The 19,587-nt window shown below is 28.3% G+C and carries 24 protein-coding genes; 20 read left to right on the forward strand and 4 right to left on the reverse strand.

Annotated features, from left to right (window positions below; genetic code table 11):
- Positions 1-13: 13 nt before the first annotated feature.
- From aroC to D9T19_RS08680, 3 genes are all read right to left on the reverse strand, one after another.
- The gene (gene aroC / locus D9T19_RS08670; RefSeq protein WP_121627842.1) at positions 14-1,090 is read right to left on the reverse strand and encodes a chorismate synthase; all 1,077 of its coding nucleotides are present in this window, start codon (positions 1,088-1,090) and stop codon (positions 14-16) included.
- Positions 1,090-1,767 (reverse strand): ribonuclease III, encoded by a 678-nt coding sequence (gene rnc, locus D9T19_RS08675; RefSeq protein WP_121627843.1) that lies wholly within the window; start codon positions 1,765-1,767, stop codon positions 1,090-1,092. The genes aroC and rnc overlap by 1 nt, the downstream gene beginning before the upstream one ends.
- Before the next feature lie 105 nt (positions 1,768-1,872).
- Positions 1,873-2,922, reverse strand: a complete 1,050-nt coding sequence (locus tag D9T19_RS08680) for a tetratricopeptide repeat protein (protein WP_121627844.1) — start codon at positions 2,920-2,922, stop codon at positions 1,873-1,875.
- Positions 2,923-3,003: 81 nt separating this feature from the next.
- Between D9T19_RS08680 and dnaG the strand changes: the two genes are divergently transcribed.
- From dnaG to fmt, 7 genes are all read left to right on the forward strand, one after another.
- Positions 3,004-4,641: a DNA primase gene (dnaG, locus tag D9T19_RS08685; protein ID WP_121627845.1), complete on the forward strand. Its 1,638-nt coding sequence runs from the start codon at positions 3,004-3,006 to the stop codon at positions 4,639-4,641.
- 89 nt (positions 4,642-4,730) lie between these two features.
- Complete coding sequence (locus tag D9T19_RS08690; protein WP_121627846.1) at positions 4,731-5,114, forward strand: Rid family detoxifying hydrolase; 384 nt, start codon at positions 4,731-4,733, stop codon at positions 5,112-5,114.
- A gap of 117 nt (positions 5,115-5,231) precedes the next feature.
- Positions 5,232-5,549, forward strand: coding sequence for a 50S ribosomal protein L21 (rplU, locus tag D9T19_RS08695; RefSeq protein WP_121627847.1), 318 nt, complete (start codon positions 5,232-5,234; stop codon positions 5,547-5,549).
- A 27-nt stretch (positions 5,550-5,576) separates the two neighbouring features.
- Positions 5,577-5,831, forward strand: coding sequence for a 50S ribosomal protein L27 (rpmA, locus tag D9T19_RS08700; protein WP_121627848.1), 255 nt, complete (start codon positions 5,577-5,579; stop codon positions 5,829-5,831).
- A gap of 130 nt (positions 5,832-5,961) precedes the next feature.
- Positions 5,962-7,053 (forward strand): GTPase ObgE, encoded by a 1,092-nt coding sequence (gene obgE, locus D9T19_RS08705; protein ID WP_121627849.1) that lies wholly within the window; start codon positions 5,962-5,964, stop codon positions 7,051-7,053.
- A complete protein-coding gene (gene proB, locus D9T19_RS08710; RefSeq protein ID WP_121627850.1) occupies positions 7,050-7,826 on the forward strand; it encodes a glutamate 5-kinase in 777 nt (258 codons plus the stop codon). Before obgE ends, proB begins: the two co-directional genes overlap by 4 nt.
- A gap of 9 nt (positions 7,827-7,835) precedes the next feature.
- Positions 7,836-8,756: a methionyl-tRNA formyltransferase gene (gene fmt / locus D9T19_RS08715; protein WP_121627851.1), complete on the forward strand. Its 921-nt coding sequence runs from the start codon at positions 7,836-7,838 to the stop codon at positions 8,754-8,756.
- 17 nt (positions 8,757-8,773) lie between these two features.
- Here the strand turns inward: fmt and D9T19_RS08720 are convergent, their stop codons facing one another.
- A complete protein-coding gene (locus tag D9T19_RS08720) occupies positions 8,774-9,667 on the reverse strand; it encodes an AEC family transporter (RefSeq protein ID WP_121627852.1) in 894 nt (297 codons plus the stop codon).
- Between the two features lie 61 nt (positions 9,668-9,728).
- On the opposite strand from D9T19_RS08720, the gene D9T19_RS08725 reads away from it, so the two are divergent.
- The 13 genes from D9T19_RS08725 to D9T19_RS08785 all read left to right on the forward strand — a co-directional run bounded on the left by D9T19_RS08725 (position 9,729) and on the right by D9T19_RS08785 (position 19,586).
- Entirely contained in the window at positions 9,729-10,364 is a 636-nt protein-coding gene (locus D9T19_RS08725; protein WP_121627960.1) for a biotin--[acetyl-CoA-carboxylase] ligase, read from the forward strand.
- Complete coding sequence (locus D9T19_RS08730) at positions 10,361-11,137, forward strand: ParA family protein (RefSeq protein ID WP_121627853.1); 777 nt, start codon at positions 10,361-10,363, stop codon at positions 11,135-11,137. Before D9T19_RS08725 ends, D9T19_RS08730 begins: the two co-directional genes overlap by 4 nt.
- Before the next feature lie 39 nt (positions 11,138-11,176).
- Complete coding sequence (locus tag D9T19_RS08735; RefSeq protein ID WP_121627854.1) at positions 11,177-12,034, forward strand: ParB/RepB/Spo0J family partition protein; 858 nt, start codon at positions 11,177-11,179, stop codon at positions 12,032-12,034.
- A 116-nt stretch (positions 12,035-12,150) separates the two neighbouring features.
- Positions 12,151-12,573 carry a F0F1 ATP synthase subunit B family protein gene (locus D9T19_RS08740; RefSeq protein WP_121627855.1) on the forward strand — a complete coding sequence of 141 codons (423 nt, stop codon included), beginning with the start codon at positions 12,151-12,153 and terminating at the stop codon, positions 12,571-12,573.
- Positions 12,574-12,587: 14 nt separating this feature from the next.
- A complete protein-coding gene (locus D9T19_RS08745; RefSeq protein ID WP_121627856.1) occupies positions 12,588-13,103 on the forward strand; it encodes a F0F1 ATP synthase subunit B in 516 nt (171 codons plus the stop codon).
- 1 nt (position 13,104) lies between these two features.
- Positions 13,105-13,635 carry a F0F1 ATP synthase subunit delta gene (locus tag D9T19_RS08750; protein WP_121627857.1) on the forward strand — a complete coding sequence of 177 codons (531 nt, stop codon included), beginning with the start codon at positions 13,105-13,107 and terminating at the stop codon, positions 13,633-13,635.
- Positions 13,636-13,657: 22 nt separating this feature from the next.
- Positions 13,658-15,175, forward strand: a complete 1,518-nt coding sequence (gene atpA, locus D9T19_RS08755; protein ID WP_121627858.1) for a F0F1 ATP synthase subunit alpha — start codon at positions 13,658-13,660, stop codon at positions 15,173-15,175.
- 10 nt (positions 15,176-15,185) lie between these two features.
- Positions 15,186-16,070: an ATP synthase F1 subunit gamma gene (gene atpG, locus D9T19_RS08760; RefSeq protein ID WP_121627859.1), complete on the forward strand. Its 885-nt coding sequence runs from the start codon at positions 15,186-15,188 to the stop codon at positions 16,068-16,070.
- Between the two features lie 18 nt (positions 16,071-16,088).
- Entirely contained in the window at positions 16,089-17,483 is a 1,395-nt protein-coding gene (atpD, locus tag D9T19_RS08765) for a F0F1 ATP synthase subunit beta (RefSeq protein WP_121627860.1), read from the forward strand.
- 22 nt (positions 17,484-17,505) lie between these two features.
- Complete coding sequence (gene atpC / locus D9T19_RS08770; protein WP_121627861.1) at positions 17,506-17,883, forward strand: ATP synthase F1 subunit epsilon; 378 nt, start codon at positions 17,506-17,508, stop codon at positions 17,881-17,883.
- 72 nt (positions 17,884-17,955) lie between these two features.
- The gene (locus D9T19_RS08775) at positions 17,956-18,450 is read left to right on the forward strand and encodes a MotA/TolQ/ExbB proton channel family protein (RefSeq protein WP_228197995.1); all 495 of its coding nucleotides are present in this window, start codon (positions 17,956-17,958) and stop codon (positions 18,448-18,450) included.
- Between the two features lie 59 nt (positions 18,451-18,509).
- Positions 18,510-18,845, forward strand: coding sequence for a biopolymer transporter ExbD (locus tag D9T19_RS08780; protein WP_438942776.1), 336 nt, complete (start codon positions 18,510-18,512; stop codon positions 18,843-18,845).
- Between the two features lie 3 nt (positions 18,846-18,848).
- On the forward strand, positions 18,849-19,586 hold the full coding sequence (locus D9T19_RS08785; RefSeq protein WP_121627864.1) for a TonB C-terminal domain-containing protein: 738 nt from the start codon (positions 18,849-18,851) through the stop codon (positions 19,584-19,586).
- Position 19,587: the final 1 nt, after the last annotated feature.

Consider the following 19,587-nt stretch of genomic DNA (forward strand, 5'->3'; position numbering starts at 1 on the left):
TTTAAACTATTCTTTATTTAGAATATACTTTTTTTACATTTTCAATTTTTGAAGACATATTTAGTAAAGCCATATCAGCTAATACTAAAGCCATCATTGATTCAGCAACCACTGAACCACGAACAGCAACACAAGGATCATGTCTTCCTTTTAATTCACAATCAACTTCATCGTTATGAATATCTACTGTTTCTTGTTTAATAAAAATTGATGGAGTTGATTTAAAATAAACTTTTACATTAATATCATCACCATTTGAAATTCCACCAAGAATTCCACCACTATGATTTGTTTTAAATCCATCTTTTCTTATTTGGTCATTATTATCATAACCTCTAACTTTTGAGCTAAGAGTTCCATCACCAATTTCTACAGCTTTAACTGCATTTATACTCATCATAGCATTTGCTATTTGTGAATCTAATTTAAAATAAAGTGGTTCACCTAAACCTATGGGTGCATTTTTAACATTTATAAGAGCAACTCCACCAACAGAATTGTGTTTATTTTTTGCTGCTAAAATAGCATCTTTTTGCTCTTGTTCAATATTTTTATCTAAAGAAAATATTTCTGATTCAGTAACACTTGAAAAATCATACTCTTTTGCTTCAATTCCATCAATAGCACAAATACCACTTTGAACTTGAATATCTAATTCTTTAAGCATTAATTTTGCAATGGCACCAGCTGCAACTCTTGCAGCTGTTTCTCTAGCACTTGATCTTCCACCACCTCTATAATCTCTTGTTCCATATTTATTGAAATAAGTAAAATCAGCATGACCTGGTCTAAATAAATCTTTTACATTTGTATAATCTTTACTTTTTTGGTTTTCATTAAAAATTATCATAGAAATAGAAGTACCTGTTGTAATTCCTTCAAATACACCTGAAAGTATTTCAACTTTATCACCTTCTTTTCTAGATGTTGCATATTTGTTTTTACCTGGTTTTCTTCTATCCATTTCATTTTGGATAAATTCTTCATCAATTTTTATTCCAGCTGGTACTCCATCAACGATACAACCTAAGGCTTTACCATGACTCTCTCCAAATGTGGTAAATCTGAATCTATGTCCAAAAGTATTCATTATTCACTACCCTTTAAAATATCTATTGCAATTTTAGCAACAGCTTGCTGTGCTAATTTTTTACTTTTACCTTTTGCTTTTCCATAAGTTTTATTATCAATCCAAATTGATACTTCAAACTCTTTTTTATGGTCAGGACCAAAAGATGCTTCAATTCTATATTCAGGAATAGAAGCAAATCTAGCTTGTGTAATTTCTTGAAGTGCTGTTTTATAATCAGAAAATAAAACATCTAAATTTATTTTCTCATATGATTCATCTAATAATTTTAGAATAATTGGTTTTAAAGCATCTAATCCAGATTCTAAATAAATCGCCCCCATGATTGCTTCAAAAGCATCTGATAATATAGAAGCTTTTGTTCTTCCTTTATTTCTTTCTTCAGCACTTGAAATAAAAATATAATCACCTAGTTTTATATCATTTGCTAATCTTGTGAAACCAGTCTCATTTACAAGTGATGCCCTTATTTTTGACAATTCACCTTCATTAGATTTTGGAAATTTTAAAAATAAAAACTCTCCTACAATTAAATTTAAAACTGCATCGCCTAAAAATTCTAATCTTTCATTATTATATGGTTTTTTAAAACTTTTATGTGTAAGTGCTTCGATTATCAGGTTTTTATCTCTAAACTGATAATCCAAACACTTTTCTAATTTTGAATAATCACTCATTGTACTACTTTCCTTAATTTTTACATTATTATTAATTTTATAATTAATCGCAAGATTATAGCACATCTTTTATTATGAAAATAACAAAAGAAGATTTTTGTTTTATTATTGTAATGATTGAACAGCTTGATCTAATGATTTACTTAGCGTATGATTTACGCTAAAAGTTAAAATATTATGACAGTGTGGACATCTATTCTCATAAATAGGGTGTGTTTGTTTACATGATGAACATACAAATTCAAAATCTAAAGTTGCTTTTACTTTTTTTGAATGTTTATGTAATAATATTAAAATATCAAAAATAAAATCTTCACTATGCTCTAAATTATTTAAATAACCTTTAGCATTGTATAATTCAAGTAAAAAATCATTTGTAGAAACTTTTTTGAAATTAATATCATCATAATTTAGATACCACATTAAATCAATAAATGATTTAGGGTTAAATTCTTCTAGATGATTCCAAAAATATGTGCTATTAAACTGTAATAAAAATTGTACAAACAATCTTTGAATACTTTTATCCTTTTTATATATTTTATGAAGAAGTTCAATTCTTTTATCATAAGAAGAAAGAGGATCATTTAATATGATGAGTGCATCTAAATAAGTTTCATCTTTTGATACATTTTTATCTAATTCTTTTAAACAAGATGTTATTTCTTTAGCTTTTTTGAAATCTTTTAATTTTTCATGGATTATTAGTAAATATGTTAAGGCTTTTTTATTTCTTGGAGAAAATTTTAATATTCGCATAAATACATCTTTTGATCTTTGTAAAAAACCACATTTGAAATATGTAATTCCAAGTAATTCTAAAAGTTCTTCTTTTTTCACTCTATCATTTACATGTTCTAGAAGTGTTAAATATACATTAATTGCTTTATTGTAATCACCTTTATGTAAAAAAGATGAAGCTAATAAAAGTATTGAGTCAAAAGGGAGATTATAAGTTTTATATAAATGTACATAATCTTCTTCTTTTAATTTTCCAAGTTCAAATCTGCGGGATAGTTTTCTATAGTCTTTTCGTGCTATTCGTTCTCTATATATTCCATAAGAATACGCAAAAAATGATATGACAAATACAAGTGCAACAAGTATTATTATACTAAACAATGGGTCTCTATATTCTAAAACTATATTATCCATTAAAAGCCTTGTTCTTTATCTTTTTAAGAAGTGATATTATCATAAAAGTACATATAAAAAAATAAAGTGATATAATCCGAAATGATAAAAAAAGAGTCAATTGAAAATTTAAAAAATAATCTTGATATTGTTGATGTTATTTCACAATTTATAGAAGTTAAAAAATCAGGTGCTAATTTTAAAGCATGTTGTCCTTTTCATGGAGAATCGACACCTTCTTTTGTAGTAAGTCCCGCAAAACAAATATATCATTGTTTTGGATGTGGAGCAGGTGGTGATTCTATTAAGTTTGTGATGGAATATGAAAAACTATCTTATCCAGAAGCTATCGAAAAATTAGCTTCAATGAATAATATAAATCTTGAATATGATAATGTTAATACAAAAAAACAAGATATTAGAGTATTAGAAGATGTTAATAAATTTTATCAAAGATTATTTGTAAATAATCAAAAAGCAAAAGAGTATATTTTAAGTAGGGGAATTTCAGAATTCTCAATTGAAAAATTTGAAATAGGTTATGCTCCTGCATCTGCTGATACAATTAAATATTTAAAATCAAATCATTATAATTTACCTGATGCTATTGATTTAGGAATTATTGATACGGGTGCAAATGGATTATATTCAAGATTTATTGAAAGAATTACTTTTCCTATTTATGGAATAAATGGGAAAATGGTTGGTTTTGGTGGACGAACAATTACTGGACACAATGCAAAATATGTAAATTCTCCTCAAACAAAGGTATTTAATAAGTCAAGACTTTTATATGGGTATCACTTAGCAAAAGAGTTTATTTATAAAAAAAATGAATTAATTGTTTGTGAAGGTTATCTCGATGTAATAATGTTACACCAAGCAGGTTTCAACACAGCAGTAGCAACACTAGGAACTGCATTAACAAAAGACCATTTACCACTTATAAGAAGAGGCGAACCTAAAATTATATTAGCTTATGATGGAGACAAACCAGGACTTGCTGCTGCTTTTAAGGCTTCAGTTATGTTATCTCAAAGTGAGTTTGAAGGTGGCGTTGTAATCTTTGGAGAAGGTATAGATCCAGCTGATATGGTAAAAGATGGAAAAACTGAAGAATTAAATAATATATTTAAAACACCAATACCTTTTATTCCCTATGCAATTGATTATATTATTTCTAAATATGAAATAAACAATCCATCACAAAAACAAAAAGCTTTAATAGAAGCTAATGATTATTTACAGTCATTAGGTGTGATTTATCAAGATGAGTATAAAAGATATATTGCACAAAAATTAAATATACGAGAAAACTTAGTAAAAGTAAGTAATAATTCTTTTGAACGAAGAGATGATGCAAATTTATCAAAAATTGATATAGCTGAATTATGTATTATTAAATCAATTTTAGAAAAACCATCAAGATTAGATGCTGTTTTAGATATTGTTGATTCATCAATGTTTGAAACACATAGAAATCAATTTGAGTTATTATTAAATGATATAGATAATATTTCATTAAATGCTATTAGTTTAAATGAAAAACTAGAAAATTATGATGATGAAAGATTAAATAAAGAGTTACTTACATTACTATATAAATTTTATACAAATAAATTAACTGCCATATCATATGATAAAAATTATGAGTTTAGAGAAAAAGTGAATATGATTAGAAAAATAAAAGATAATATTTACCAATTAAGACATGGGAAATTAGTTAGTTATAATTTATAATTTATAATTAATTTATAAGTTTAATTTCTATTCTAGATTGTTTTTTGTAGAATACGAAAAAAGTTTTTAAAAATTAAAGAGGAAATAATATGAAATTAATTCAAAGTGATAATTTACCCTCAGCAATAGGTCCTTATTCGCCTGCTGTTAAAGTTAATGGTTTGGTATATACATCAGCGCAAGTTCCTATAACTTTAGATGGTACAATGGTTGAAAGAGATATTAAAATTCAAACTAGACAGGTATTATCAAATTTAAGAACATTACTAGAAGATTCAGATAGTGGAATGGAAGAAGTAATAAAAGTATCAGTATATTTAGAGAATATTGATGATTTTGGTGTTGTTAATGTATTATTTGCAGAAGCTTTTGGTGATCATAAGCCAGCAAGAAGTACAATCTCAACAAATGGATTACCAATTGGATCGATGATTATGGTTGATTGTATTGCAACTGCATCAGATTATAGATAAAAGGTAATTGTCTTAAAGAAAGTTTAAACTAACTTTAGATACTATTCACGTTCAAAATAAAGTTAGCATTAATAAAAATGAAGTTAACACAAGAGAAGTTAATTTAGAGGAAAAAAAATGTACGCAATTATCAAATGTGGTGGAAAACAGTATAAAGTTTCTGAAGGTGATATTTTAGATATTGATTATACTGGTAAAGCTGCAAAAGAAACACTAGAAATTACTGATGTATTAGCTGTAAACAATGGTGAGTTAGTTACAGGTGATGCTGTATCAAATGCAAAAGTTGAAGCAGAAGTAGTATTAGATGGTACAGGTGTAAATAGAGACAGAAAAGTTATCATTTACAAAAAAAGAAGAAGAAAAGATTCTAAGTTAAAAAGAGGTTTCAGAAAAAGCTTCACTAAAATTAGAATTACTAAAATCGCTGCATAAGCATAAATAAGTTAAAGGAGATAAACTATGGCACATAAGAAAGGTCAAGGAAGTACGCAGAATAATAGAGATTCAGCAGGTAGAAGACTTGGTGTTAAGAAATATGGTGGTGAAGTAGTAAGATCTGGTAATATTATTATTAGACAAAGAGGTACTAAAGTTCATGTTGGACAAAATGTTGGTATCGGAAAAGACCACACAATTTATGCTTTAATTGACGGTGTAGTTAAATTTGAGATTAAAGATAAAAAAAGAAAAAAAGTTTCAGTTTACGCTTCGTAATTCTGAACTTTTTTGGTTTTTTAAAAGGGTGTTGGCAAATTTGCTAGCACCCTTTTTTTATATGTATAATATGGAAAATAAAAAGTTAATAGAGTATTGATTTTTTATTTTTCACAAAGGTGAGGTTAAAATGTTTATAGATAATGCTAGATTCGTAGTTCATTCGGGAAAAGGTGGACAAGGTTGTTCATCATTCAGAAGAGAAAAGTTTGTTACAAAAGGTGGTCCTGATGGTGGGGATGGTGGAAAAGGTGGAGATGTTTACTTTTTAGTAGATTCTAATACTGATACATTATCAAACTATAAAGGGCGAAAATTATTTAAAGCTGATAACGGTAAAGCAGGTATGGGATCAAGAATGACTGGTAAATCTGCTGATGAGTTAGTTTTAGTTGTACCACCTGGGACACAAGTTATTGATGATGATTCAGGTGAAGTTTTACTTGATTTATTAGAAGAAGGTCAAAAAGTTAAAATTCTTGAAGGTGGGAAAGGTGGACTTGGAAATGTTCATTTTAAAAACTCAAGAAATCAAAGACCGACATATTTTCAACCAGGTCTTCCAGGACTTAGTAAAAATATTAGATTAGAATTAAAATTAATTGCAGATGTTGGACTTGTTGGTTATCCAAATGTTGGAAAATCAACATTAATTTCTACTACATCAAATGCAAATCCTGAAATTGCAAATTATGAATTTACAACTTTAACTCCTAAGTTAGGTGTTGTTGAAGTTGGAGATTATAATTCATTTGTAATGGCAGATATTCCAGGAATTATTGATGGAGCAGCTGATGGTAAAGGATTAGGATTAGAGTTTTTAAAACATATTGAAAGAACTAAAACTTTACTATTTATGATTGATGTTGCAAATCATAGAACTATGCTTGATCAATATACTGTATTGAAACAAGAAGTTTCTAAATTTTCAAATGAATTAGCTGGAAGAAACTATGCAATTGCTTTAAGTAAAATTGATGGATATTATGGTGAAGATTTAGAAGGTGAAATTAAACAATTTATTACAGATATTGGACTTGAATGTTCAACATCAAATGAGTTTGGTTTTGATAAAGAATATCCATATTATGCTCAAGATTTAACTTATTCAAGATTTGATAATAGTAAACCATTTTTTGTATTACCAATTTCTTCAGTAACAAGAAAAAATACAAAATCAATTACTTATGCACTTTATAATTTATTGGAACAAAACAAATGAAACGATTAGTTATAAAAGTTGGTAGTGCAGTATTAAGAGAAGGTACTGAATTAGCTATTGATAGACTAAATAACTTGGTTGATTTTATAGCTAAACTAAAAAAAGAGAAAAATTTTGAAGTGATTTTAGTATCTTCAGGCGCCGTAGCTTCTGGAAATACTAAGTTAAATTTAGATAGAACAAAAATTTTAAATAGACAAGCATTGGCTGCAATTGGTCAACCTTTGTTAATGAAATATTATAAAAAAAGATTTGCACAACATAATATTAATTGTGCTCAAATGCTTTTAGTTGCAGATGATTTTGATTCACGTAAAAGGTCAGCAAATGCAAAATCTGTAATGGAAATATTATTAGAAAATAATGTTGTTCCTATTGTAAATGAAAATGATGTTATTGCAAATGAAGAGCTTTTATTTGGTGATAATGATCAATTAGGTGCTCATGCAGCATATTTTTTTGATGCAGATATGCTAGCAATTTTAAGTGATGTTGATGGATTTTATGATTCAAATCCTCATGAAAATGAAAATGCCAAAATGATAAAAATCATAAATTCTATAGATGAAGAAGAACTTAAAGTAAAACATAATCCAAATTCAGAATTTGCAACAGGTGGAATTGTTACTAAATTAAAAGCTGCAAATTTTTTAATTAAAAGAAATAAAAAGATGTATTTATCATCTGGATTTGATTTGAAAAATGCTTATGATTATTTACTTTATGATAATCATAATAGTGGAACTCTTTTTCAAGCTAAAACTTCAATTTAAGGAAAAATAATGAGTAAAAAAATACTTTTTATGGGTACTCCAGATTATGCAACTAGAATATTTCAAGAATTAATTAATAGTTCTTATGAAATTGTAGGACTTTTTACTCAACCTGACAAGCCAGTTGGAAGAAAACAAGTTTTAACAGCTCCTCATATTAAACAATTTTGTATTGATAAAAATTTAGAATTTCCAATTTTTCAAGCAGAAAGATTAAGAGGAAATAATGAAGCTGTTTTACAAATAAAAGAGTTAAAACCAGATTTTATAATTGTTGCTGCTTATGGGCAAATATTACCAAAAGAGATTTTAGATATAGCTCCTTGTATAAATCTTCATGCTTCACTATTACCTAAATATAGAGGAGCATCTCCTATTCAAGAGTCACTTTTAAATGATGATTATTTTACAGGTGTTACTTCTATGTTTATGGAAGAGGGTTTAGATTCAGGTGATATTTTAGGCTTACAATATTTAAAAATCACTCCTACTATGGAAGTTGATGTTGCATTTGATAAATTATCAGATATTGCAGCTAAACTTACTATTACAACTTTAGATAATTTTGAAAATATACAACCAAAAAAACAAGATGAAACTGAAGTTAGTTTTTGTAAAAAAATTAAGAAAGATGATGGTTTAGTTGATTTTTCATCAGCAAAAGCACTTTTTTTGAAATATAAAGCTTATTCTTATTGGCCTGGAGTTTTTCTAGCTTCTGGATTAAAATTAAAAAATATTGAATTTATTGAAAATGAATCTTCTAATATTGAAGGTTCAATTTTACAAATTGAAAAAGATTTTGTTTTAATTGGATGTACAAAAGGTAGTTTAAAAATAAAAACTTTACAAGCTCCATCTAAAAAAGCTTTGAATTCTTCTGATTATATTAGAGGTCAAAGATTAGAAAAAGACGATATTTTAAAATAAATATCGTTTTTCATCTTTTATCCTAAATAACTTGTATATGCAGTTATTGTTAAAAGACTTGCTAATACTCCTAATACAAGAGAATTTATAGCAACATTCTCATCTAATCCACCTTTTATAGCTAAAACAGTTGCCATAGTCATAGGTGGCATTGCAACTTCAATAATTGTAACTTTTACCCAAGTTTGATCTATTCCATAGAAAAGCTGAAATCCAATAAGTACAATAATTGGAACAATTACCATTTTTAATATCATTGCCATTGAAACAATATGAAATTTTACAAAAATATGTTTAAGTTCAAGTTTCATACCAATTGCAATCATAGCAATAGGAACAAGTGTTGCTCCTAAAGTTTGACTTGTTAAAATTAAAAAATTTGGTACTTCAAAATTCTTAGCTATTATTGTTATAAAAAACATAAGTGATGGCGGAAATAGTAAAACACTTTTAAATATTGATTTAGTATCATTTTTTCTTCCACTTCCCCAAGTAATAATAAACATACCAACTGAAACTAGTAATAAAAATGAACCAAATAAATCATAAATAAGACCATATACAATATAATCTTGTCCATAAAAAGCATCAATATATGAAAAACCAATAAAAGAGGTATTCCCAAAAGTGGACATAATCATAAAAGTTGCTAACAATAATTTATTTAGCTTCATTAATCTACCAATAAAATAAGAAAGTGCTAAATTGAATAAAATAAAACATATAAACATTAAAATTAATCCAAATATTTTTTCATCTAATGTTAATGGATAAATTTTTGAGAATACAATAGCAGGAAGAGAAAAATATATTATAAACTCAATTAATTGTTTTGAATTATCGTGAAAAACTAGTTTAAATAAATAACCTAGAAGAAGATATATTGCAATTGGTAAAACTGGATCTAACATAATAGCCTTTTTGTAATTATATTTAATATTATCTTGTAAAGTTATTATGTATACTTTTACAATGAGAATAATTAAATTAAATGAAATTGATTCAACACATAGATATTTGAAAGATTATATAAAAAATAATTCTTTTTCACAAACACTTTGTATACAAACAGATAATCAAACTAATGGAATAGGAAGTCGAGGAAATTCTTGGCAGGGAACAAAAGGTAATTTATTTTTTTCTTTTGTTATATCTAAAAATGATTTACCAAATGATTTACCAATTCAAAGTGCATCAATATATTTTTCTTATCTATTAAAACAAGTTTTAAAAGAAAATAAATCAAATGTATGGTTAAAATGGCCAAATGATTTTTATATTAATGATAAGAAAATTGGTGGAACAATTACAACAATTTCTAATGATTTAATTTATTGTGGAATTGGATTAAATTTAATATCTGTAAGTGAAGATTTTGGTAAGTTAGATATAAATATAAATTCAAATAAAATTTTAGAATTATACTTCGATAAATTAGAAAGAAAATATTCATGGAAGCAAGTTTTTAGCGATTTTAAGATAGAATTCGAAAACAGTAAAAAGTACCAAGCTAGCATTGATAATCAAAAAGTTTCATTAGAAAATGCGATATTAAATGAAGATGGGTCAATAGAAGTCAACAATAAAAAGGTATTCAGTTTAAGATGACAGAAATTATAGCAATAGCTAATCAAAAAGGTGGAGTAGGTAAAACTACTACTGCTGTTAATTTAAGTGCTGCACTAGCGTTAGAAGGTAAGAGGGTATTACTAATTGATGCTGATCCTCAAGCTAATGCAACAACATCTCTAGGTTTCCATAGGGATACTTATGAGTACAATATTTATCATGTAATGTTAGGAACTAAAGAGTTAAATGAAATTATTCTAGATTCAGAAATTGAAAACTTAAAAGTTGCACCATCGAATATTGGACTAGTAGGAATTGAAAAAGAGTTTTATAAAAATACAAAAGAGAGAGAATTAGTCCTAAAAAGGAAAATCGATCCAATTAAAAAAGATTTTGATTATATTATTATTGATTCACCTCCTGCTCTTGGACCAATTACAATTAATACATTAAGTGCTTCAAATTCTGTACTTATTCCAATCCAATGTGAGTTTTTTGCATTAGAAGGTTTAGCACAATTATTAAGTACTATTAAATTGGTAAAACAAACAATAAATAAAACTTTACAAATAAGAGGTTTCCTTCCTACAATGTATTCTTCACAGAATAATTTATCAAAACAAGTGTTCGCAGATTTAGCACAGCATTTTGAAAATAAATTATTTAAAATAGATGAAAGTTCATATGTAGTAATTCCCCGAAATGTTAAACTTGCAGAAAGTCCAAGTTTTGGGAAACCAATTATGTTATATGATGCAAGTGCAAGTGGTACTAAGGCGTATATAAATCTTGCTCGTGCAATTACTGCATAGTTTATAAAATTAAAATTAATATTACAACTAGGAAAACTCATGGCATTAGGTAGAGGATTAGGAGAGTTATTAGGTGAAGTAGAATCAGCTTATGGAAATAATAATAAATATGATTATACTTCAAAAGTAATAGATTTAGATGTGTCTTTAATACAAGCTAACCCAAATCAACCCCGAAAAATATTTGATGAAGAAAAACTAGAAGAATTAAGTTCTTCTATTCTTGAACATGGTTTATTACAACCAATTACAGTAATTCCAAATGATGATGATACTTTTACTTTAGTTTCAGGGGAAAGAAGATTAAGAGCTCATAAATTAGCAAATCTAGAAACTGTAAAATCTATTGTTTTAGATATTGATACTTTTAAATTAAGAGAATATGCATTAATTGAAAATATTCAAAGAGATGATTTAAATATTGTTGAATTAGCATATTCATATGCTCAGTTAATAAATGAACATAATATTACACATGAAGAATTATCAAAAAAAGTTTTTAAAAGCAGAACCTCAATAACAAACACTTTAAGATTGTTACAATTAGACTCATACGTACAGCAGTTTCTTGCAAATAATAAGATTACTGCAGGGCATGCTAAAATTATGTTAGGTTTAAGCTCAAATGAACAGAAAATGGTATGTGATTCTATAATTGGACAGAAGTTGTCAGTTAGAGAGACAGAGAAGCTTGTAAAAGAGTTAAAAGAAAAGAATAACCCTAAAGTTAAGAAAAGCAATAAAAAGGCTAATTTTGATTTTAAACCATTAAGTAATGTATTATCAAAACTTCAATCAAATAACCTAAAAGTCAAGGCTGAGAAGAATTATTTTAAAATAGAAATAAATTCACAAGATGATATTGAAAAGATTTCGTCTTACTTTAAGTTACAATAGTAACAAAATCTAAAAATTTATAATCTAATTTTTTCCTTTAATAAAATTTTATAGTTAACTTTGCTAAAATATATAAGTTTTAGTTAAACTAAACTGTAAAAAATATGGAGGAATGAATGTTAGACATAAGTCCTGTATTATTGCTTAGCTCTGGTGTGATCTTTCTTTTAGTTCTTGCTAGACTGAACAGCTGTCTATTCAAACCATTACTTAAGCATATGGATGAAAGAGCAGCTTCTATTTCTCAAGATTTAGAAGATGCAAAATCAAACGGTGCTAATGTTGATGGAATGATTGCCGAAGCAAACAATGTGATTGCTCAAGCAAAAAAAGAAGCAGCTATTATTAGAGAACAAGCATATAAGGAAGCCAAAGAGAGTGCTGATGCAAAACTTGCAAGTGCTAAATCTGATTTAGAAGCAAAATCTTCGGAATTTGCTAAAAACTTACAAGATGAAACTAAAGCTCTAAGAGATTCTTTAGTATCTACTATGCCTCAATTTAATGAGAGCCTAAAAGCTAAGCTTAGCTCAATTTAAAGGGAAATGGAAATATGAAAAGAATTTTATTACTTGGATTCGCTTTAGCCCCTCTTGCATTATTTGCAAGTAGCGAAGGTGCGGTTGAAACAGATATTGTTCAAAGAACCGTTAACTTTATAATATTTGCTGGAATTTTATGGTATTTACTTGCCGATAAAATTAAAGCATATTTTGCTGAAAGATCTTTATCTATTCAAGCAGAACTTGATAAAGTACAAGATACTTTAAAAGCTTCTGAAGATAAAGTAAATGAAGCTAAAAAACAATTAGAAGATGCGAATAAAATTGCAGCAGAAATTGTTGAAAATGCAAAAAAAGATATAGATTCTGTTAAAGAAAAAGTATCTGTAGCTGTTAATGCTGATATTGTTAATCTAGAAAAAAATTTAGAAGAGATGATAAAAGTTGAAACGTCAAAAGCTAAGAAAGAAGTTGTTAGAGAAGTTCTTGAAGAGTTATTAAAATCTGATAATATCAAATTATCTCAAGATGAGTTAGTTAATATTGTTTTAAAAAAGGTAGCTTAATATGAATGATTTAGTAGCAAAAAAATATGTTAAAGCTTTAGTTGATGGAAGAGAAGCTAAAAATATTACTTTAATTAGTAATAATTTAAATAGTATTTCTACAGCATTTTCTAATGCAAAATTTAATTCGATTATGTCTTCTCCTGAAGTAAAAGATAGTAAAAAAGTTGAATTAGTTCTTTCTCTTGTAGGAAAAGCTGATAAAACTTTAACAAATTTTGTTAAATTACTTGGTGAAAAAAGAAGATTAGAATTATTACCATTTATTGCAGATGAACTTAATGTTCAAATAGCAAAAATGAATAATACTTATGTTGGTGTTGTTTATACAAATAAAGAACTTAGTTCTGATTATGTATCTTCAATTGAAAACCAATTTAGTAAAAAATTTGATGTTAAATTATCATTATCTCAAGATGTTTGTGATTATGATGGTATTAAAGTAGATATTGATGGATTAGGTGTTGAAATTTCTTTCTCGAAAGAGAGATTAAAATCACAAATGATTGATCATATTTTAAAAGCAGTTTAGAACTTAACAAAGGAGAAATTGAATGGGTACAAAAATTCAAGCTGATGAAATCAGTTCGATCATAAAAGAAAGAATTGATAACTTTGAATTAAACGTAGATGTAAATGAAACTGGTAAAATCATCTCTTATGCAGATGGTGTTGCACAAATTTATGGTCTAAAAAATGTTATGGCTGGTGAGATTGTTGAGTTTGAAAATGGAGACAAAGGTCTTACATTAAACTTAGAAGAATCTTCAGTTGGTGTTGTTGTTCTTGGTAGAGGTAATGGTTTAAGAGAAGGAAGTTCTTGTAAAAGACTTGGTTCTTTATTATCTACTCCTGTAGGTGCAGCAATGGCTGGTAGAGTTGTTAATGCAATTGGTGAACCAATTGATGGAAAAGGTGCAATTGAATCAACTGAAGATAGATTAGTTGAAGAAAAAGCTCCTGGAATTATGGCTAGAAAATCAGTTCATGAACCATTACAAACTGGTATTAAAGCAATTGATGCACTTGTTCCAATTGGAAGAGGTCAAAGAGAGCTTATTATTGGTGATAGACAAACTGGTAAAACTACAGTTGCTATTGATACTATTCTTAACCAAAAAGGTGAGAATGTTCAATGTATCTATGTTGCAATTGGTCAAAAAGCATCAACTGTTGCATCTGTTGTAAGAACATTAGAAGAAGCTGGAGCAATGGAATATACTACTATTGTAAACGCTGGAGCTGCTGATTCTGCTGCATTACAATTTTTAGCACCATATACAGGTGTTACTATTGGTGAATTCTTCAGAGATAATGGTCAACATGCATTAATCGTTTATGATGACTTAACTAAACATGCCGTAGCTTATAGAGAAATGTCTTTATTATTACGAAGACCTCCAGGTCGAGAAGCATTCCCAGGGGATGTATTTTACCTTCACTCAAGATTACTTGAAAGAGCTGCTAAAATGTCAGATGAAAATGGTGCTGGTTCTATGACTGCATTACCAATCATTGAAACACAAGCAGGGGATGTTGCAGCATATATTCCAACAAATGTAATTTCTATTACAGATGGTCAAATTTTCTTAGAAACTAACCTATTTAACTCAGGGATTAGACCTGCAATTAATGTAGGTTTATCAGTTTCAAGAGTTGGTGGAGCTGCACAAATTAAAGCTACTAAGCAAGTTGCTGGTACTTTAAAATTATCTTTAGCACAATTTAGAGAATTAGAAGCATTTGCACAATTTGCATCAGATCTTGATGAAGCTACAAGAAAAGAACTTGAACTTGGTCAAAGAATGGTTGAAGTACTTAAACAAGGTGTAAGTTCACCTTTAGTAATTCAAAAACAAATTGTAATTCTTTACGCTGGTGTAAAAGGTTACTTAAATGATGTTGCTGTTGGTGACGTTGTTAGATTTGAAGCTGAATTACATGCATTCTTTGAACAAAAATATACTAATATTTTAGATGCAATTAAAGCTAAGAAAAAGCTTGATGATGAAACTGAAGCAGAATTAAAAGCTGCATTAGAAGAGTTTAAAACTATTTTTAGTGCAAACTAAGGATTAGTTCATGGCTAACTTAAAAGAAATTAAATTACAAATTGGTAGTGTGAAAAACACTCAGAAGACAACTAAAGCTATGAAGCTTGTATCTTCTGCAAAACTAACGCGAACTAGACAATTGTCTGATCAAGCTAGAAGTTATGCAGGTAAGATAAATGATGTTCTTTCTGATATCGCTGCTAAAGTTAGCAAAGTTCAAGACGAGGGAAATATCGGTAAGGCATTTATTGCAAATGATAATCCAAAAACAGTGGATATTGTTTTTGTAACTGCTGATAAAGGACTTTGCGGTGGTTTTAATATGGCAACAATTAAAACTGTTAGTAAAATGATGGACGAATATAGTACAAAAGGTACAACAGTTAGATTAAGAGCTGCTGGGAGAAAAGGTGTTGATTACTTTAACTTTCAAGGTGTAGAATTACATCAAGCAATTTCTGATTTATCTTCAGCTCCTGAGTATGATAGAGCGGCAGATTTTATTAAAGATGTTGTAGAAGACTTTAACAATGGCATTACTGATAAAGTAATTGTTATTTATAATGGATTCTTAAACATGTTAACTCAAGAAATTAGAGTTAGAGAATTGTTACCAATTAGCTTAGATAATGTTGATTTAAAAGAATCAAGTTCTATGTTAAATATTGAACCAGATGATGATGAAGAAGTGTTAAATGAATTAACAGGTAAATATATTGATTTCAATATGTATTACGCTCTACTTGACTCTTTAGCTGCTGAACATTCTGCAAGAATGCAAGCAATGGAAGCTGCAACTAAAAATGCAAAAGAGAAAGTTGATTCGTTAACAGTAGAATATAACAAAGCTAGACAAGCTGCAATTACAACAGAGTTAATTGAAATTATCTCTGGTGTAGAATCATTAAAATAATATAAAGGAGCATCGCGTATGAAAGGTAAAGTTATTCAGGTAATGGGTCCAGTTGTTGATGTTGAATTCGACGGCTACCTACCAGAAATAAATGAAGCTATTGATGTAGTATTAGCAAACGCTAATTCTGACAGATTAGTATTAGAAGTTGCTGCACACATTGGTGATAGTAGAGTAAGAACTATTGCAATGGATATGACTGAGGGTTTAACTAGAGGTCAAGAATGTATAGCTACAGGAGGTCCTATTAAGGTTCCTGTTGGTGAAGCTGTATTAGGAAGAATTTTCAATGTAATTGGAGACCCTGTTGATGAGGGTGCACCTGTTGCTGAAGATACTCCTAGATGGTCTATCCATAGAGAAGCTCCAGCATTTGAAGAACAATCAACTAAAACAGAAATGTTTGAAACTGGAATTAAAGTAGTTGATTTATTAGCTCCTTATTCAAAAGGTGGAAAAGTTGGTTTATTCGGTGGTGCTGGTGTTGGTAAAACAGTAATTATCATGGAATTAATCCATAATGTTGCTTTCAAACATTCAGGATACTCAGTATTCGCAGGTGTTGGTGAAAGAACAAGAGAAGGTAACGACCTTTATTACGAAATGAAAGATTCTAACGTATTAGATAAAGTTGCACTGTGCTACGGTCAAATGAGTGAGCCTCCAGGTGCCAGAAATAGAATTGCACTAACAGGTCTTACAATGGCAGAATACTTCAGAGATGAACAAGGTCTTGATGTATTAATGTTTGTTGATAATATCTTTAGATTTGCACAATCAGGTTCAGAAATGTCTGCATTATTAGGTAGAATTCCTTCAGCAGTTGGTTACCAACCAACACTTGCTTCAGAAATGGGTAAGTTACAAGAAAGAATTACATCTACTAATAAAGGTTCAATTACATCTGTACAAGCTGTATATGTTCCTGCGGATGACTTAACAGATCCAGCTCCTGCTTCTGTTTTTGCTCACTTAGATGCGACAACAGTACTTAACAGAAAAATTGCTGAAAAAGGTATTTACCCAGCAGTTGATCCATTAGATTCTACTTCTAGAATTTTAAGTGCAGAAGTTTTAGGTCAAGAGCATTATGATACTGCAAGAGGTGTTCAATCAGTTCTTCAAAAGTATAAAGATTTACAAGATATTATTGCTATTCTTGGTATGGATGAGTTATCAGAAGCTGATAAACTTGTTGTTTCAAGAGCAAGAAAAATTGAGAGATATTTATCTCAACCATTCTTCGTTGCAGAAGTATTCACAGGTTCACCAGGTAAATATGTTGAATTAAAAGATACTATTGCTGGATTCCAAGGAATCTTAGAAGGTAAATATGATGATATTCCAGAAATGGCATTCTACATGGTTGGTGGAATTGACGAAGTTTTAGCTAAAGCTGAAAGCTTAAAATAATAATTAACCATTAAGGCATAACATGGATACAATTAAACTATCAATAGTTACACCTAATGGAGAAATTTTTAATGATGATGTAAAAACCGTAACTCTTCCTGGAAAAGAGGGAGAGTTCGGAGTTTTACCTGGACACTCATCATTAGTTTCTTCACTAACAGTTGGTGTAATTATTATTGAAAAAGCTGACTCTACTGAAGCTGTTGCCATTAACTGGGGACATGTTAAAGTAGATGAAAAATCGGTTGATGTTCTAGCAGATGGTGCAATTGCACTAACTTCTGGAGAAGATTCAAAGATTGCTAAAAATATTGAAGCTGCAAGAAAATTAGTTAATTCTGTTAAAGATTCTAATGTTTCAGTTGCCTCAGTTGAAGCAAAAATAAACTCATTCGCATAATAGCTTATGACTGATACAATACTAAATTATTTGACTAATAGTAGTGCTATAACTTATATAGTTTTAGCACTATTGTCAATCTACTTAATCATTACAATATGGATTTTCTTATATAGATATTTTTCAATTACAGCACTAATTAAAAATGAAGAAAAATCACTAGAATCTTTAACTTCAAGAGAAGCTACCTTTTCACCTTTATCTGCATTAAATAAATGTGCAAATAGTTCAAATTCAAAAGAATTATTATATGCATGTGAATTAAATATTATTAAAGAAGCGAGTGAAGGAATTTCTTGGTTAGCTATTATCTCATCTACATCACCATTTATTGGTTTATTTGGTACAGTTGTAGGAATATTAGAATCTTTTGCAAAATTTTCTACTCATTCAAAAGTTGCTTTTTCAGTTATTGCACCAGCAATAAGTGAAGCTTTAGTTGCAACAGCTGCAGGTATTTTTGTAGCAATTTTTGCTTATACTTTTCACCAAATTTTAGTAAGAAAAGTTTATGAGTTAAATACTTATATTAAGGCTCAATCTCAAATATTAATTGCTAAAGGTTAATACTAGTGTATGATTTTAATCAAAAACCAGACTTAAATATTACACCTTTAGTTGATATTATGTTAGTACTTCTAGCTATTTTAATGGTAACTGCACCATCAATAGAGTTTGAAGAACCAATAAATCTTCCAACAGGAAGTAAATCAAAACAAGTTTCAGATTTTAAAAAGATAGATATATTTATTACAAAAGATAGAATTGTAATTATTAATAAAAAGAAATATGAAATCAATAATTTCCCAGATAGTTTTTTATTATTTGTTAATGGTAAGGACAAAAATACGCCCGTGCATATTAGAGCTGATAAAACATTACAATATGATGATATTATATTTGTTTTAAAATCGGTAAAAGAATCTGGATTTTTTAAAGTTGCTTTAGTAACTGATGGTTAATTTATGCAAAAAAAATCCTCTTTTTTAATCTCAGGAATAATATCTTTTTCTTTTTACATTTTTATTTGTTTCTTAGTTATTTACTATGTTTCAAAACCTCCCGTAAAAAAATATGCAACTAAAATAAATACTACCGTTTTAGAACTTGATGTAATAGTAGAAAAAAGCGATAAGAAAAGAATAGAAAAAAAAGAAGATATAAAAAAAGAAAAAGAAGAAGTAGTTGAAATAAAAAAGTCAGCGTCAAAAGCAGCAGAAAAAAAACCTGATCTAAAGTCATTATTTGCTAATGTTAAAACAAAAACAAAGAAAGTAGCAAAAAAAGAAATTAATAAGGTTGAAAAATCAATTGATCCTAAGAGATTTAAATCAAAATTTGAAAAACAAAAAAAATCTTCTAATATAAAATTAGATAAATTATTAAATGATAAAAAAACTACAACAAATGTTAGAAGTTCAAGTAAGAGTAAAAGTAAAGAAAGTGATGAATACTTTTCTGAGGTTTCGGCATTATTAGATGCTTGGGTTCCTTTAGTAAGAGATGATAATGTTAAGGCAACTATTCTTGTTAGTATTAGTGCAAATGGAACTTTTGATTATAAGTTTGAAAAATATTCAGGAAATACTGATTTTGATATTTCATTAAAAGCTTTTTTAGAAGAACAAAAAAGTATAACGTACCCCAAACCAAAACTTGGTAAACCTATAACTATTGAAGTTGAATATAAAACAAAAGGATAAA

The sequence above is a fragment of the Poseidonibacter antarcticus genome (genome assembly GCF_003667345.1).
In the GTDB taxonomy this organism is placed as follows: domain Bacteria; phylum Campylobacterota; class Campylobacteria; order Campylobacterales; family Arcobacteraceae; genus Poseidonibacter; species Poseidonibacter antarcticus.

Excerpts from the sequence above, each read along its gene's own strand:
- aroC (WP_121627842.1), bottom strand. The coding sequence starts at position 1,090 with ATGAATACTTTTGGACATAGATTCAGATTTACCACATTTGGAGAGAGT.
- fmt (WP_121627851.1), top strand. The coding sequence starts at position 7,836 with ATGAGTAAAAAAATACTTTTTATGGGTACTCCAGATTATGCAACTAGA.
- atpG (WP_121627859.1), top strand. The coding sequence starts at position 15,186 with ATGGCTAACTTAAAAGAAATTAAATTACAAATTGGTAGTGTGAAAAAC.
- D9T19_RS08740 (WP_121627855.1), top strand. The coding sequence starts at position 12,151 with ATGTTAGACATAAGTCCTGTATTATTGCTTAGCTCTGGTGTGATCTTT.
- D9T19_RS08680 (WP_121627844.1), bottom strand. The coding sequence starts at position 2,922 with ATGGATAATATAGTTTTAGAATATAGAGACCCATTGTTTAGTATAATA.
- D9T19_RS08730 (WP_121627853.1), top strand. The coding sequence starts at position 10,361 with ATGACAGAAATTATAGCAATAGCTAATCAAAAAGGTGGAGTAGGTAAA.
- obgE (WP_121627849.1), top strand. The coding sequence starts at position 5,962 with ATGTTTATAGATAATGCTAGATTCGTAGTTCATTCGGGAAAAGGTGGA.
- D9T19_RS08725 (WP_121627960.1), top strand. The coding sequence starts at position 9,729 with ATGAGAATAATTAAATTAAATGAAATTGATTCAACACATAGATATTTG.
- D9T19_RS08690 (WP_121627846.1), top strand. The coding sequence starts at position 4,731 with ATGAAATTAATTCAAAGTGATAATTTACCCTCAGCAATAGGTCCTTAT.
- D9T19_RS08745 (WP_121627856.1), top strand. The coding sequence starts at position 12,588 with ATGAAAAGAATTTTATTACTTGGATTCGCTTTAGCCCCTCTTGCATTA.
- rplU (WP_121627847.1), top strand. The coding sequence starts at position 5,232 with ATGTACGCAATTATCAAATGTGGTGGAAAACAGTATAAAGTTTCTGAA.
- rnc (WP_121627843.1), bottom strand. The coding sequence starts at position 1,767 with ATGAGTGATTATTCAAAATTAGAAAAGTGTTTGGATTATCAGTTTAGA.
- D9T19_RS08785 (WP_121627864.1), top strand. The coding sequence starts at position 18,849 with ATGCAAAAAAAATCCTCTTTTTTAATCTCAGGAATAATATCTTTTTCT.
- D9T19_RS08735 (WP_121627854.1), top strand. The coding sequence starts at position 11,177 with ATGGCATTAGGTAGAGGATTAGGAGAGTTATTAGGTGAAGTAGAATCA.
- atpA (WP_121627858.1), top strand. The coding sequence starts at position 13,658 with ATGGGTACAAAAATTCAAGCTGATGAAATCAGTTCGATCATAAAAGAA.
- atpC (WP_121627861.1), top strand. The coding sequence starts at position 17,506 with ATGGATACAATTAAACTATCAATAGTTACACCTAATGGAGAAATTTTT.
- proB (WP_121627850.1), top strand. The coding sequence starts at position 7,050 with ATGAAACGATTAGTTATAAAAGTTGGTAGTGCAGTATTAAGAGAAGGT.
- rpmA (WP_121627848.1), top strand. The coding sequence starts at position 5,577 with ATGGCACATAAGAAAGGTCAAGGAAGTACGCAGAATAATAGAGATTCA.
- D9T19_RS08720 (WP_121627852.1), bottom strand. The coding sequence starts at position 9,667 with ATGTTAGATCCAGTTTTACCAATTGCAATATATCTTCTTCTAGGTTAT.
- D9T19_RS08780 (WP_438942776.1), top strand. The coding sequence starts at position 18,510 with ATGTTAGTACTTCTAGCTATTTTAATGGTAACTGCACCATCAATAGAG.
- D9T19_RS08750 (WP_121627857.1), top strand. The coding sequence starts at position 13,105 with ATGAATGATTTAGTAGCAAAAAAATATGTTAAAGCTTTAGTTGATGGA.
- atpD (WP_121627860.1), top strand. The coding sequence starts at position 16,089 with ATGAAAGGTAAAGTTATTCAGGTAATGGGTCCAGTTGTTGATGTTGAA.
- dnaG (WP_121627845.1), top strand. The coding sequence starts at position 3,004 with ATGATAAAAAAAGAGTCAATTGAAAATTTAAAAAATAATCTTGATATT.